The organism is Mitsuaria sp. BK041 (genome assembly GCF_014193085.1).
Classification (GTDB): Bacteria; Pseudomonadota; Gammaproteobacteria; order Burkholderiales; family Burkholderiaceae_C; genus Roseateles.
The window spans coordinates 2,600,937-2,614,237 of record NZ_JACHYT010000001.1; the positions used below are offsets into that span (position 1 = coordinate 2,600,937).

13 protein-coding genes and 1 pseudogene are annotated in these 13,301 nt (G+C 71.6%); 5 read left to right on the top strand and 9 right to left on the bottom strand.

Features of this window, described 5'->3' with window-relative positions:
• Positions 1–71: 71 nt before the first annotated feature.
• Positions 72–1,475 (bottom strand): RNA polymerase factor sigma-54, encoded by a 1,404-nt coding sequence (gene rpoN, locus FHT38_RS11000; protein WP_221210973.1) that lies wholly within the window; start codon positions 1,473–1,475, stop codon positions 72–74.
• Between the two features lie 537 nt (positions 1,476–2,012).
• Here rpoN and FHT38_RS11005 point away from each other — a divergent pair.
• A complete protein-coding gene (locus FHT38_RS11005) occupies positions 2,013–3,266 on the top strand; it encodes an AI-2E family transporter (protein ID WP_183491784.1) in 1,254 nt (417 codons plus the stop codon).
• Positions 3,267–4,196: 930 nt separating this feature from the next.
• Here FHT38_RS11005 and FHT38_RS25745 read toward each other — a convergent pair.
• Positions 4,197–4,946 (bottom strand): hypothetical protein, encoded by a 750-nt coding sequence (locus tag FHT38_RS25745; protein ID WP_183491785.1) that lies wholly within the window; start codon positions 4,944–4,946, stop codon positions 4,197–4,199.
• An 8-nt stretch (positions 4,947–4,954) separates the two neighbouring features.
• Between FHT38_RS25745 and FHT38_RS25750 the strand changes: the two genes are divergently transcribed.
• Together FHT38_RS25750 and FHT38_RS11020 are read left to right on the top strand one after the other, a co-directional pair.
• Positions 4,955–5,695 (top strand): response regulator, encoded by a 741-nt coding sequence (locus tag FHT38_RS25750; RefSeq protein WP_183491786.1) that lies wholly within the window; start codon positions 4,955–4,957, stop codon positions 5,693–5,695.
• Positions 5,696–5,739: 44 nt separating this feature from the next.
• Positions 5,740–6,198: a PA2169 family four-helix-bundle protein gene (locus FHT38_RS11020; protein ID WP_147242642.1), complete on the top strand. Its 459-nt coding sequence runs from the start codon at positions 5,740–5,742 to the stop codon at positions 6,196–6,198.
• A gap of 50 nt (positions 6,199–6,248) precedes the next feature.
• On the opposite strand, the gene FHT38_RS11025 is transcribed toward FHT38_RS11020, so the two are convergent.
• The 4 genes from FHT38_RS11025 to FHT38_RS11040 form a co-directional block, all read right to left on the bottom strand.
• The gene (locus FHT38_RS11025; RefSeq protein ID WP_183491787.1) at positions 6,249–6,890 is read right to left on the bottom strand and encodes a hypothetical protein; all 642 of its coding nucleotides are present in this window, start codon (positions 6,888–6,890) and stop codon (positions 6,249–6,251) included.
• A complete protein-coding gene (locus FHT38_RS11030; RefSeq protein WP_091724790.1) occupies positions 6,865–7,407 on the bottom strand; it encodes a hypothetical protein in 543 nt (180 codons plus the stop codon). Before FHT38_RS11030 ends, FHT38_RS11025 begins: the two co-directional genes overlap by 26 nt.
• A 13-nt stretch (positions 7,408–7,420) precedes the next feature.
• Positions 7,421–7,786, bottom strand: coding sequence for a YqjD family protein (locus FHT38_RS11035; RefSeq protein ID WP_091724791.1), 366 nt, complete (start codon positions 7,784–7,786; stop codon positions 7,421–7,423).
• Between the two features lie 95 nt (positions 7,787–7,881).
• Positions 7,882–8,385: a hypothetical protein gene (locus tag FHT38_RS11040; RefSeq protein ID WP_183491788.1), complete on the bottom strand. Its 504-nt coding sequence runs from the start codon at positions 8,383–8,385 to the stop codon at positions 7,882–7,884.
• A 252-nt stretch (positions 8,386–8,637) separates the two neighbouring features.
• Between FHT38_RS11040 and FHT38_RS11045 the strand changes: the two genes are divergently transcribed.
• Positions 8,638–9,168, top strand: a complete 531-nt coding sequence (locus FHT38_RS11045) for a response regulator (protein ID WP_091724793.1) — start codon at positions 8,638–8,640, stop codon at positions 9,166–9,168.
• Positions 9,169–9,253: 85 nt separating this feature from the next.
• Positions 9,254–9,739 (top strand): annotated as a pseudogene (locus FHT38_RS25310) (D-glycero-alpha-D-manno-heptose-1,7-bisphosphate 7-phosphatase); the annotation flags it as partial.
• A gap of 52 nt (positions 9,740–9,791) precedes the next feature.
• On the opposite strand, the gene FHT38_RS11050 reads toward FHT38_RS25310, so the two are convergent.
• From FHT38_RS11050 to FHT38_RS11060, 3 genes are all read right to left on the bottom strand, one after another.
• The gene (locus FHT38_RS11050; protein WP_183491789.1) at positions 9,792–11,015 is read right to left on the bottom strand and encodes a DNA topoisomerase IB; all 1,224 of its coding nucleotides are present in this window, start codon (positions 11,013–11,015) and stop codon (positions 9,792–9,794) included.
• Between the two features lie 79 nt (positions 11,016–11,094).
• Complete coding sequence (locus FHT38_RS11055; RefSeq protein WP_183491790.1) at positions 11,095–12,570, bottom strand: sigma-54 dependent transcriptional regulator; 1,476 nt, start codon at positions 12,568–12,570, stop codon at positions 11,095–11,097.
• 263 nt (positions 12,571–12,833) lie between these two features.
• Complete coding sequence (locus FHT38_RS11060) at positions 12,834–13,181, bottom strand: hypothetical protein (RefSeq protein ID WP_183491791.1); 348 nt, start codon at positions 13,179–13,181, stop codon at positions 12,834–12,836.
• Positions 13,182–13,301: the final 120 nt, after the last annotated feature.

Below are 13,301 nucleotides of genomic sequence, written 5' to 3' on the forward strand. Positions count from 1 at the left end.
CGCCAATGAAAACAGGGCCTCGTCGGGCCCTGTCCTTGTCTCCATCGCGCCTCGGGAATGATCGTCGGTCGTCAGCTGTGCTGGCGGCGCCGCTCAACGGCGTCGATGCGCAGCATCTGGCGGTACTTGGTCACCGTGCGCCGCGCCACCACCAGGCCCTGGCGGGCCAGCTGGCGCGTGATCTCGGCGTCGGACAGCGGGTTCTCGGGCCGCTCGGCCTCGATGATGTCCTTGATCAGCCCGCGGATCGCCGTGCCGGAGCAGGCGCTGCCGTTGCTGCTCACGATCGCGCGGGAGAAGAAGTACTTGAGCTCGTACACGCCGGTGGGCGTCGCCAGGTACTTGTTGTTGGTCACCCGCGAGACGGTCGATTCATGGATGCCGACCTCGTCGGCGATCTCCTTGAGCCCCAGCGGCTTCATCGCCATCGCGCCGAACTCGAGGAAGTGGCGCTGCCGGCGCACGATCGCGCTGGCCACGTCCAGGATGGTCGAGAAGCGCTGCTCGATGTTGCGCATCGTCCAGCGCGCCTCCTGCAGGTGGTTGGCCATCTCGGCATGCCCCTGCTGGCGATGGCGCTGGAACAGCTCCGCATAGACCTGGTTCATCCGCACCTTGGGAATGACCGCCGGATTGAGCTGCACCCGCCACTGGCCGCGCACCTTGGTCGTCAGCACGTCCGGCACGATGTAGGCGGCCTGCGTCGTCTCGTAGCGCCAGCCCGGCCGAGGATCGAAGCGGCGCAGCTTCAGGCAGACGGCCTCCGCTTCCGCCACGCTGACATCCAGCAACTGCGCCAGCGCCGGAATGTCGCGCGAGGCCAGCAGGTTCAGGTGCTGGGTGATGATGCGCTCGGCCAGCCGGCGGCTGCGGGCATCTTCGATCTTGGGCAGCTGCAGCAGCAGGCATTCCGCGACGCTGCGCGCGCCCACGCCCAGCGGGTCCAGCGCCTGCACGCGCTTGAGCGCGATCTGCATCTCTTCCAGCGCCACCGGCGGTTGCATCTGGGCCACCGCGGCCAGCTCCTCCAGCGAGCTGCGCAGGTAGCCGTCGTCGTCGACCGATTCGGCCACGATGGTGGCCAGCACCAGGTCGCGCGGCGACAGCCGCAGCACGTTGAGCTGGCTGCGCAGGTGCTCGCGCAGGCAGGTCTGCGCGGCGGTCATCTCGAGCGCGCTGAGTTCGCCGTCTTCGGCCCGGCGCATCGAGCCGGAGCTCTCCGCGCGCCAGATCTCGCGATCGTCCGGCAGCGGCTCCGGGGTTTCGGCCATCACCGGCGACGGCGCCACCGGCACGTCGGCGTCCAGCGGCAGGGCTTCATCCGAGCCCTCGGTGACTTCGAGGAAAGGATTGCGCCCCAGCATGTCGGTGACCATGGTGGAGAAATCCAGCGAGGACATCTGCAGCAGCCGCACGGCATGCTGGAGGCGAGGCGACAGTGTCTGCGACTGCTTGTGCTCGTGCCTGAGTTCCATTGCTCCCACTTGTGAGACTCCTGTCCGGTAGAGGATGAAACTGCCCGCAACCGGTTCCGGAGGTCCCCGCCGCGGAGGACGGGAACGGGTTGCAGGCAGTGCCGGCGAACCGGCCTGATGGTCCTTCTGCGCAAGGACCATGCCACCTCGCCGCGACGGTTTCACATCGCGGAGCCGGCGTCATCCGGCGTGCCTGCCCGAAAGCCGCAAACCCACTGGGCACGGGGCCTGCCGGCGAATTGGCCGGACGCAACGGCGATCTCGGATTCATCGCTCGCGCGCCGGTCCGCGGCGTCCCGCAAGGTCGCGGGCCCTCTTTCACCGGCTCGATCGAGCAAGGCTTTCGGCACCGTTTACCGATGGCCGGCGTGGTCGTGCCCGCTCGCCAGCTCGCCATTCCAGTCCGTTGGGCGGGTAACCACCCGTACCGTGCCCGGGTCCCGCGCGCCCTCGGGTCATGGACGCGAGCGGCACGACGGCTGGCCCGGGGCTTGCTTCGAGCGTCCGACAGCCCCGTCCCTCCGTCATCCTTACATCTTGCGAGCCGCCACCCTGCCCCCGACCACGATGCGCCGCTGGGCGACGCGGGGCCTCCTCTTGATCGCGCTGGTCTTCCTCTTGAAGGAAGCGAGCGCCATCGTGCTGCCGGTCCTGGTGGCCTTGATCCTGACCTTCGTGCTGGCGCCGGCCGTGCGCACGATGCGGCACCATGGCATGCCCGAATCGGTGAGCGCCGCGATGCTGGTGACGACCGTGGTGGGCTGCAGCGTGCTGAGCGTGGCGCTGCTCGCGGAGCCCGCGGCGCAATGGTGGCAGCGCGCGCCCGAGGCGGTGACGCAGGCGCTGAACCGGGTCGACCGGTGGCGCGCGTCGATTCCGGGGTTCGGCCCGCCGGTCGAGCGGCGCAGCGCCGGCCGCGCCCCCGCCCCGCCCGCCGACCCGGTGCGCGACCGCCTGGCCAGCGAAGGCGTCGCCTTGACGGCGCAGGTGCTGGGCGGCGGCCTGAAGTTCCTGGTGTCGGCCGCGGCGACGACCATCCTGCTGTACTTCCTGCTGGCCTCCGAGCACTGGGTGCTGTCGCGCTGCATCGAGCTCCTGCCTCACCGCCCGCGGCTGCGCGCGATGGTGCTGGGAGGACTGCGCGCCGCCCAGCGCGACATCTCGCGCTACGTGGCCTCGGTCACCGCGATCAACGTCGGCATGGGGCTGGTGGTGGCCGGCACGATGTGGATGGTGGACCTGCCCAACCCGGGCCTGTGGGGCGCGCTGGCCGGGCTGCTCAACTTCATCCCCTACCTCGGGCCGCTGATCATGTGCGGCCTGCTGCTGGCCGCCTCGCTGGCCTCGGCGCTGGGCGACGCGGGCTTCGCGGCGATGAGCGCGCCGGTGCTGGCCTACCTCTGCATCCACGGGATCGAATCCAACTTCGTGACGCCGATGGTGATCGGCAAGCGGCTGTCGATGAACCCGCTGTCGGTGCTGCTGTCGGTGATGTTCTGGGGCTGGCTCTGGGGCGTCGCGGGCGCGGTGCTCGCGGTCCCGCTGCTGATCTGCCTGCGCAGCATCAGCCAGCGCAACCGCCACATGCGCCCCGTCGCGGTCTACCTGCGCGGCAGCGACCGGCCCTGCCCGCCGCTGAGCAGCTTGCTGCGCCCGCCGCCCTTGTCGCCGACGCCCTTGTCGCCGGCCGCCGTCTCGGCGGTCCCGCCCTCCTCGACGTCGCCCGTGACTTCCCTCGACGGTGCCGCCCCGACGGCCCGTCCCGACGCCCTTGAACAGCACCGCCCATAATCTGCCGCCGCGACGCTCCCGCGTCCGCGCCGCCGGCCTCTGGCCGCGGCGGCATGACCGTTCCTCCGCCGCACCGCCCATGCCTTTGCCGATCCGTTCCCGCCTGCTCGTGCTCGTCCTGTCCGTGATGCTGCCGGGCATCATCGCGGCGCTGTGGGTCAGTTGGCGGACCTGGAGCGACGAGCAGGAAGCCACCGTGCGCCACATGCGCGACAGCACGCGTGCGCTCTCGATGGTGGTGGACAAGGAACTGGCGCGCCGCGCCGGCATCGCGCGGGTGCTGTCGCTGTCGCAGATCTTGGACAGCGCGCCGCAGGTCCCGCAGGACGACCTGGCGATGCTGGAGCTGCAGTCGCGCCGCGCGATGCAGGGCTTGTCGGGCTGGGTCGAGCTGAACGCGCCCGGCCGCACGCTGTTCAGCACCCGCCTGGCCAGCGGCCGCGTGCCCGACACGCCGCTCGCGCCGGCGGCCGCCGCGTCGGCACCGGGGCTGGCGGTGACCGGCCCGGCAGCCGTCGCCGCAGCGCCAGCGCCCCTCGAGCTGCCCACGACGGCCGCCTCGCGCCCGGTGCTGGTCCGCGAGGCCGTCCCGCTGATCGAGCAGGCCGTCATCGGCGACCTCGGGCCCGACCCCGCGACCGGCCAGTTGCGCGCGCAGATCGTCCAGCCGATCGAGCGCGGCGGGCATGTCTGGCTCAACATGAGCATCAGCGTCCTGCCGCAGGAGATGCAGCAGATCATCGATGCCCAGCGGCTCCCGCCCGACTGGACCGCCACGATCATGGACGGCCGCGGCACGGTGGTCGCCCGCCACCCGGGCGGCATCAGCTACGCCGGCCGCCCCGGCACCGACGATCTCCGGCGCCTGATGGCCACGCGCGAGGAAGCGCGCTTCGACTCGGTCAACCTGGACGGCAAACCGGTGGTCGGTTATTTCACCAAGTCGCCGCAGGGCTGGACGGTGGTGACCGCGGTGCCGCGCGACAGCGGCATGGGCGGGCTGGGCGGCCGCACCGCGCTGCAGCCGATCGCCATCGGCGCGCTGCTGCTGGTGCTGGTCGGCATGTTCGGCGCGCTGTGGATCAGCCGGCGCATCTCCGGCCCGATCCACGCGCTCAGCGCGATCGCCAGCGAGCTGCGCGCCGGTGAGCCGGTGCGCGCGCCCAAGACCGGCATGCTGGAGTGCGACGAGGTCGCGCTGGCGCTGGCGGACGCCAGCGTCGCGATCCGGCAGGGGCGCTCGGAGCTCGAGGACCGCGTCAACGAAGCCATCGACCGCACCCGCGAGGCCGAGCAGCTCAGCTCGCGCTCGCAGCGCACGGCGGCGCTGGGCCGGCTGACCGGCGGCGTCGCGCACGACTTCAACAACCTGCTGGGCGTCATCAGCAACAGCGCCCATCTGATCCAGCGCAGCCCGCATGCGGAATCGCTGGCGATGCCGCTGGGCGCGATCATGCGTTCGGTGGACGTCGGCAGCCGGCTGACCCAGCACCTGCTGCGGGTGGCGGGCCGCCAGCCGGTGCATCCGCAGGTGGTGGACCTGCGCTCCACGCTCGGCGAGATGAACGAGCTGCTGGCCACCGTGCTGGGCAAGCGCATGCAGCTGACGATGACGATGGCGCCGGACCTGCCGAGCGTGCGCGTCGATCCCTCGGAGCTGGAGCTGGCGCTGATCAACATCGCGCTCAATGCGCGCGACGCGACCAACGGCATGGGCGAGATCACGCTGGAGGCCGGCCGCGCCGGGCGACGTCCAGGACCTGGCGCCCGGGGAGTACGTCGCCATCAGCGTCTCCGACCGGGGGCCCGGCATTCCCGAGGACCTGCTGGTGCGCGTCTTCGAGCCCTTCTTCACCACCAAGCCGGTCGGCAAGGGGACCGGCCTGGGCCTGAGCCAGGTGCTGGGTTTCTGCGTGCAGGCCGGTGGCACCGCGCGCATCGCCAGCCAACTGGGTGCCGGCACGACGGTGACCCTGCTGCTGCCGGCGCGCAGCAGCGCGTCCGCCGGCGGCGGCGGTGCCCGCGACGAGGTGGCGCTGCCGGAGGCGCGCGCCAATGCGCTGGCCGGCGCGCGGGTACTGCTGGTCGAGGACAACGAGGAGCTCAACCGCGTCACCGCCAGTCTGCTGCGCAGCTTCTCGTGCCAGGTGCTGACGGCCAAGGACGCCGACGAGGCGCTGCAGCTGTTCGGCAGCGGCGCGGCGGTGGACGTCGTGCTGTCGGACGTGGTGATGCCCGGCTCGATGGACGGCCAGGCGCTGGCGCGCGAGCTGCGCAAGCGCCGGCCGGGTCTGCCGGTGGTGCTGATCAGCGGCTACAGCGAGGCGCTCACCGCCGAGTCCTCCTTCATCGTGCTGCGCAAGCCGGCCTCGCCGTCGCAGATCCTGGAGGCGCTGCGGCGCGCGATGGGCCTGCCCACGGGTATGTGACTTGCTGAATCCAGGCATCTCCACTCCCCAACGGAAGGACTGCCATGGACAACAAGGATGTCATCGACGAGCTGAACACCCTGATCGAGACCTGCAAGGACGGCGAATACGGCTTCCTCAGCTGCGCCGAGCACGTCAAGAGCACCAGCCTGCGCGAAGTCTTCGCGCAGCGCGCGGCGGACTGCCGCCAGGCCTGCTCGGAGTTGCAGCAACTGGTGCGGCAGCACGGCGGCACCCCCGAGGATGACGGCAGCACCAGCGGCGCGATGCACCGCGGCTGGGTCGCGGTCAAGGGCACCCTGACCGGCTACAGCGACAAGGCCATGCTCGAGGAATGCGAGCGCGGCGAGGACGCCGCCGTGGGCCGCTACCGCAAGGCCGCGCAGAAGCCCCTGCCGGCCGGCGTGCTGGAAGTGGTGCAGCGCCAGCTGGCCGGCGTGCTGCGCAACCACGACCAGATCAAGCTGCTACGCGATCAGGCGCGTAACGCCGAGAAGGTGTAAGCCCTCCCCGGACCGCACGGGAGCGCGCCGCTGGCGCGCTCCTCGTCGTTTCAGCGTGGGTCCTGGCGAGGGCCTTGGCGCCGACCGTGAGACGGCGCCGCGGCTTCATCCTGGGCCGCATCGCGGTCTGACGCGCCGGCCGCCGCCGCGCCCTGCGCCTGCCGCGCCTCCTCGCGCTGCTGCTTGCGGCCTTGGAGGAATCCGGCGATCACGCCCAGCAGCAGCTGCGTGACTTCGGGCCCGAGGCGGCCGCGCACGCGCGTCGGCATCAGGCCCCACAGCACCGTCAGCAGCTGCAGCATGCCGAGTTCAGGCCGGCCGCCGCCGCCCTCGTGCGCCGGGCCGGGAGCCGCGTCGCGATCATGGGCGTGGAAGGCCCGCGCGGTCGCGTCGTGCCGCCCGCCGCGCTCATGCCGCGCAGGACGGCGACGCTTGCCCCGCACCAGCCGCCAGAACAGCCAGCTCGCGCCGGTGCCCAGGGCCGGCAGCAGCCAGCGGCTCGGCACCATCACGGCCCTGCCGCGCTGCTGCAGCGCCTCCCAATGCAGGCGGAACTCCAGGTCGCGCCGGACCACCCGCAACTCGGCCATCTCGATGCGCAGGTTGAGGTCGTCGATCGTCTCCGTCGCGAGCTCGCGATCGGGGACGTCGGGAATGCGGCGGGGATCAGGGCGGGGTTGAGGTGTGGCCATCGGCGCTCGGTGCCTCGGGATCCATCGGATCGTTGAACAGCCAGTGGAACTGGCGACGCGAGGCCGGCAGCGCCAGCATCGGCGCCAGCGCCTTCATCGCGGCCACCACCCACAGCAGCAGCAGCAGGTTGACGGCCAGGATGCCGGCGAAGGCCCAGGGCCAGCTCAGCCCCAGGTGCACCGCCAGTGCCGCCAGCAGCGCCCACAGGGCGAGCCAGGCGGTCGCGCCGGCGATCGCGGCCACGACGCCGAGGATCGCCAGGCTGACCAGCCCGTGCCGGGCCCGGCGGAGCTCCAGCGCCAGCAGCAGCAAGCGGCCGGAGAGCATGCCGCGCGCGGCGCGGGCCATGCCCTGGAGCTCGCCCATCCAGCCCTGCCCGCCCGGCGGCGCGGCGGCGCCCGGCGAGGCGTCGGCGGCGCTGCCCGGCGGCGTCCCGGAGGGCGGCGACGGCGGCGGCGGAAATGGCGGCGGGAACGGGGGCGGGAAGGACGGCGAGCCGTGCGGCACGTCGCTCATGGGCGCGCCGGGCTCAGCGCGTCAGACGCGCGATCAGCAGGCCCACCGCCAGCGCGGTGCCCACGGCCATCAGCGGATGCTCTCGCACATTCGCGCGCAGGCTGTCGCACCACTCGTTGCCGGTCGTGCGCAGCCGGTCGGCGCGCTCGTGCAGCAGCTCGTTCGTGTCTTCCAGGCTTTTCTGCAATTGCTGCGCCTTCGGCGCGGCGGTCGTCGCCAGGCGGTCGATGGTGGCGTGGGCCTTGTCGGCGACGCGATTCACCAGGTCGACCGCGGCGGTGCTGGACGGCGCGCTGCCGTTGGCGATCTTGGCGGCGTCGTCAGCCGTCGTGAACGGCACGGACTTGTCGCTCTTCTCGTTGTTGGGCGTGGTGCTCATGGGAAATTTCCTTTCGTCGTGCACGAGGGCGGCGGGAGTGCCGGGACAGTAATCGGGGTGACGGCAAGCCGCGTGCCGTCATTCGCAGGCGCGATTCAGCGTGGCAGCGGCGGCTTCGGATGAGCGTCCAGGCCGCGATGCGGCGACTCGGCCACCTGCGGCCGGCCGCCTTCGGGCTCGAGCAGCTCCTCGATGATGAAGTGCCCGTAATACTGGGCGCGCTCGGCGCGGTTGCGACGCGCGATCTCGGCGATCTCGCGCGCCTGCGCATCGTCCTTGGCCTTGACGACCAGGAAGTGGTAACCGCGTTCGGCCAACTCGCCGTGGCTGCGCAGCAGGTTGATCTCCTGCCCGATCGCCGCCAGCGGGCTGGCGTGGCGCAGGTCGCGCTCGACCAGCTTCACCATCTCGCGGTCGTCCACCGCGTGCAGGTCGGTCTCGGCGATGCCGTGCGCGGCCAGCGCGGCGCGCGCCTGGCCCGCCTCGGCGGCGCCGGGGAAGCTGATCACCAGGTGGTCCACCGGCTTGTGGACGCCGAAGCTGGTGGGACGGTCGTCGTCGCTGCCGCCGGCGGCGCCGGCTCGGGTACTCGTGGCCATGACGGGCTCCTTGGGGTGGCGAGTCTTCCTCGGCAAGGCAAACCTCGTACCCATCGCGCGCTTCGCCTTTCCCGATGGCGAAGCACGAAATCCCAAGCCCCCGACATCGTGTCAGGGCCGTTGACGGATCGGCCGTCGGGCGGTTACACCGCTGGAGCCGAATGCGTGACATCCCCAAGGATTGGGACGCATCCGGGCACGAGGATTGCCCTTTTTCGCGACCAACTGAAGGACCAGGGAAGGAGCGAAACGATGAACGACGGTCTCACGTCGGTGCTGTACATCGAAGACAGCCCGCTCAACGTCATCGTGATGGAGGCGATGTTCGAGCAACGCCGCGACCTGCGGCTGCATGTGGCCGAGGCCGGCATGCCGGCCTGGCGCCTGAGCGCGCGACTGCAGCCCTCGTTGCTGCTGGTGGACCTGAACCTGCCCGACTGCCACGGCTCCGACCTGCTGAAGCTGCTGCGCATGCGGCGCGGCTGGGCGCAGGTGCCGGCGATCGCGGTGACCGCCGATTCCGATTTCGACGCGCTCGGCGCGGGCTTCCTCGAGCTCTGGGCCAAGCCGCTGGACGTGCGCAAGACGCTGGACCGCCTGGCCGAGCTGCTGCCGCCGCCGCGTGGCGGGCAGCACCTGGGCGCCGAACGGACGGCGCCGTCCGCCCAGGCGGGTGTCGTCATCGACCCTGCCGCCGACAGCCCGCGCCGCGAGGCCGGCATGATGGCGCGGCACAAGCAGTCCTTGGCCCCGCGCCAGACCGATTACGGCTGGATGCGCTGAACGCGCCGCGGAGGCTGCCCTCGTGACTGTCTGGCTCGACGCCCCCCTCGCCACCCTCTCCCTCCACGACCTCGACTTCTCCCGCGTGCCTGCCGGCAGGCCGGCGCGCGCGCGGCTGCGTCCCGCCGTCTTCCTCGACAAGGACGGCACGCTGACGGTCCCGGACGACGGCGCCATCACCGATCCGGCGCGGCTGCGCCTGATGCCGGGCGCCGGCGAGGCGCTCGCCCGGTTGCAGGCCGCGGGGCTGGCGCTGGTGCTGGTCACCAACGAGAGCGGCATCGCCCGCGGCGCGTTCACGCGGGTCCAGTTCGCCGGGCTGCAGGCGGCGCTGGTGCGGCGCCTGAAGGACGACTTCGGCGTGACGCTCGACGACGTGGCGGTCTGCCCGCATGCGCCCGATGCGCAGGGCCGGCCCGGCTGCCTGTGCCGCAAGCCCGCGCCGGGGATGCTCACCCGCGCCGCGCGGGCGCACGGCCTGGACCTGGCGCGGTCGACGATGGTGGGCGACCTGCTCGACGACGTCGAGGCCGGCCATCGCGCCGGCGCGTCCGGCCTGCTGCTGGACACCGGCGGCGAAACCACTTGGCGGCGCTCGCCGCTGCGCGAGCCCGATGGCGTCTTCAGCGACTGGCCGTCGCTGTGCGATCACCTGCTGCGCGCGCACGCGTCCGCGTGGACCGTCGACGCGCAGGAGCCGCCACCGCTGGACCCTTTCGACGCGGCGAGCACGGCGGCCGCTGCGGGCGCGCCGAAGGGCTTGTCGTCGATGCCGATGTCGCCGTCGAGGCCCGCGGGCGCGGCGCCCGCGCCGACGGCGCCGGCATCGGCGTAGCGATCGCCACGCGCGGCTGCGTCCGCAGCAGCCCCAGCAGGCGGCGTTCGGCGACGCTCAGTCCGGCCAGCGCCGGGGGCGACTGCATCCAGCGCTGCGTCGGCAGCTCGGCCAGCTGGTCCGACTGCGCCCAGGCCAGCACGGCGGGATGGATGTAGGACTTGCGACAGACCGCGGCGGTATTGCCCAGGCGCGCGGCGACGTCCTTCACCGTCTGCTTCTGCGCGTCGACCGGCGCGGTGCCGGCGCGCGCATGCGCCAGCAGCAGGTCCAGCGCGAGCACGCTGGCATGCCAGGTGCGGAACACCTTGGCGCTGCAGGTGGGCCCGCCCGCCTCGGCGAGCCAGTCATTCACGTCCGAGGCATCGATGCGATGCGCGATGCCGGCCTCATCCTCGTAGCCGAAGAGCTCCTGCCCCGGCAGGTCGCGGCAGCGCCGCACCAGCGCGGCCACGCGGTCGTCGCGCACGGCGAGCTGGTGCCGCACGCCGCTCTTGCCGGGGAAGCTCAGCAGCAGCGCGTCGCCCTTGACCTTCACATGGCGCGACAACAGGCTGCTCAGGCCGTAGGAGCCGTTGCTGCGCGCGTACTCGCGATGGCCGATGCGCATCCAGGTGCGGTCCAGCAGCCGCACCAGCGCCGCCAGCACCCGCTCGCGATCGAGGCCGCCGTCGCGCAGGCGGCGTTGCACCTGGCGCCGCAGCCGCGGCAGGCGATGGCCGAAGTCCAGCAGCAGGCCGAACTTGTTCTCGCCCCGCAGCGCCATCCAGTCGGCGTGATAGCGGTACTGCTTGCGTCCGCGCGCGTCGCGCGCCGTGGCCTGGATGTGTCCGTCGTCGCGGGGACAGATCCAGACATCCACATAGGCCGGCGGGATGGCCAGCGCGCGGATGCGCCGCAGCGTGGCCTCGTCCCGCACCGGACGCCCGTCCGCGTCGACATACCGGAAGCCGCGGGCCGCGCGCACGCGGCGCAGTCCCGGTTCATCGTCACAGACCCAGCGCAGTCCCATCGGCTCGTCCTCCTGCCTTCCCCAGGCAGGGCGCATGCCGGGCCGCGCGACGAACGGCGATCGCGCGTGCGACCGCCCGTTACTGCGCGGCCTTGTCGGCCGCCGCCGCGTCCTCCGCGGCGTATTCCTTGAGCCGGTTGTAGAGCGTCTTCAGGCTGATGCCGAGCACGGCCGCCGTCTGCTCCTTGTGATGCTTGTAGTGCTGCAGCGTGGCCAGGATGAAGGCCTTCTCGACCTGCGCCATCGAGCTGCCCAGCGGCATCGTGATCGACGGGCCGGACGACTCGCCCGAGCCGGCGACCAGCGTCGGGACCGCGGGCGCCGCGGCGGGCTGCCCCGGCGCCGCGCCGAAGCTGGTCACCGCCGCCGCGGAGGCGGCCGTGGCCGGGATCTCGGCGCCCTCGCCCTTGGGCAGCCACTGCTCGTCGACGATGTCGCCGGCGGCCATCACGTAGGCGCGCTGGACCGCGTTGCGCAGCTCGCGCACGTTGCCGGGCCAGTGGTAGGTCTGCAGCTGCGCCAGCGCCTTGGCGGTGAAGCGCTTGTTCTTGCCTTCCTTGGCCGCGATCTGGCGCAGGAAGTGGTCGGCCAGCAGCGGCACGTCGTCCAGGCGGTCGCGCAGCGGCGGCATCTCGATCGGGAAGACGTTGAGGCGGTACAGCAGGTCCTCGCGCAGCTTGCCCGCCTGCACCGCCTGCAGCAGCGGCCGGTTCGACGCGGCGATCACCCGCACGTCGGCATCCAGCGTGGTGGTCGAGCCCACGCGCATGAAGCGCCCGGTTTCCAGCACGCGCAGCAGCTTGACCTGCAGTTCCATCGGCATCTCGGTGAGCTCGTCCAGGAACAGCGTGCCGCCGCTGGCGCGCTCGAAGAAACCTTCGTGCTGCTTGTCCGCGCCGGTGAAGGCGCCCTTCTCGTGGCCGAAGATCTCGCTCTCGATCAGGTTGGGCGAGATGGCGCCGCAGTTGACCGCCAGGAACGGCTTCTTGCGGCGGCGGCTGAGGTCGTGGACGGTCTGCGCCACCAGCTCCTTGCCGGTGCCGCTTTCGCCGTTGATGAAGACCGACACGCTGGTGCCGGCCACGCGCGAGATCTGCTCGTAGATCCGCTGCATCGGCTGGGTGCGGCCCCAGAGCAGGCCGAAGTGGCCGCTCTGCGCGAGGTTGGCGTTCAGCTCGGACACCTCCGCCTGCAGCGCGGCGGGCTTCATCACCCGCGACAGCACGCCTTGCAGCTGCGTGATGTTGATGGGCTTGACCAGGTAGTCGGCGGCGCCCATGCGCAGCGCCTGGATGGAGGTGTCCAGGCTGGCGTGGCCGGTGATCAGCACCACCTCGGAATTGGCCACCAGCTGCGGGTCCTGGAACAGCTCCATCCCGTTGCCGTCGGGCAGTTGCAGGTCGAGCAGCACGACATCGGGCTGCTGCAGCGCGATGTGCCGCCGGGCATCGCGCAAGGTGTGGGCCACCGACACGGTGAATCTCTCGCTCGCAATCAGTTCCTGCAGGGTGGCGACGGAATCGACATCGTCATCCACGATCAACGCATGGGTCACCGGTACATCCTTGTGTGTGGGAGGCAACACGCCTGGGCATGGGGATTCGACGATTCGTGATGAATGTCTGTCGAACCCGGATAACTCATTCTTGCAGCAAGCGGCCGGCTTGCCAGCCCCTGCCTCAACTCATTTGAAAAAAATTCCGGTGACGACCTGGCGATCAACGACCAGGCACGCACGCCATTCGAACAATGGCGCATGAAAACGGCACCGGGAAGCGGTCCGCGGACCGCGCCGGTGCCGGCCAAGGGAAGGTCGGGTCAGACATCCCGGCGGCGACGCTGGATCCATCCCACCAAGGCCAAGGCGACGACCAGGGTGAGGAAGTTGCGGATCTCGAAGGTGGCGTCGGCGGGCTCGTCGTCCGTGTCGATGGCGGAGGACGGGCCGGGCGCGGGGACTGTCTGCAAGACCGGCGTCTGGGCTGGAGCAGCGGTTCTGACGGCGGCCGGGTGGCGGTGGGAGGGGCTGTGCGCCGGGGCCGCGGCCTCCGGTCGGCTCAGCGCCGCGAGCTTGGCACCCTCCAGGAAACTGCCGGAGCTGTCCGCCTGGACCGCGGTCGCGGCCAGCATCAGCGGCATCGCCCAGGCGAGCTTGCGCAGGTGCATGAAAAACCTCCTGTGATGGAAAAACGGGGGGGCGATCCGGGGATCGAGCGCGGCGCGGACATCCGTCCGGCCGCGCAGGCGCCGCACGTCCGCGCGCGGCCCGCGACAAGGGCAAGCGCC

Bases quoted from the DNA above. Each gene is read 5' to 3' on its own strand.
- FHT38_RS11035 (WP_091724791.1), bottom strand. From the start codon at position 7,786: ATGAGCACCACGCCCAACAACGAGAAGAGCGACAAGTCCGTGCCGTTC.
- FHT38_RS11030 (WP_091724790.1), bottom strand. From the start codon at position 7,407: ATGAGCGACGTGCCGCACGGCTCGCCGTCCTTCCCGCCCCCGTTCCCG.
- FHT38_RS11020 (WP_147242642.1), top strand. From the start codon at position 5,740: ATGGACAACAAGGATGTCATCGACGAGCTGAACACCCTGATCGAGACC.
- FHT38_RS11040 (WP_183491788.1), bottom strand. From the start codon at position 8,385: ATGGCCACGAGTACCCGAGCCGGCGCCGCCGGCGGCAGCGACGACGAC.
- FHT38_RS11025 (WP_183491787.1), bottom strand. From the start codon at position 6,890: ATGGCCACACCTCAACCCCGCCCTGATCCCCGCCGCATTCCCGACGTC.
- FHT38_RS11045 (WP_091724793.1), top strand. From the start codon at position 8,638: ATGAACGACGGTCTCACGTCGGTGCTGTACATCGAAGACAGCCCGCTC.
- FHT38_RS25750 (WP_183491786.1), top strand. From the start codon at position 4,955: ATGCGCGCGACGCGACCAACGGCATGGGCGAGATCACGCTGGAGGCCG.
- rpoN (WP_221210973.1), bottom strand. From the start codon at position 1,475: ATGGAACTCAGGCACGAGCACAAGCAGTCGCAGACACTGTCGCCTCGC.
- FHT38_RS11060 (WP_183491791.1), bottom strand. From the start codon at position 13,181: ATGCACCTGCGCAAGCTCGCCTGGGCGATGCCGCTGATGCTGGCCGCG.
- FHT38_RS25745 (WP_183491785.1), bottom strand. From the start codon at position 4,946: ATGTTGATCAGCGCCAGCTCCAGCTCCGAGGGATCGACGCGCACGCTC.
- FHT38_RS11050 (WP_183491789.1), bottom strand. From the start codon at position 11,015: ATGGGACTGCGCTGGGTCTGTGACGATGAACCGGGACTGCGCCGCGTG.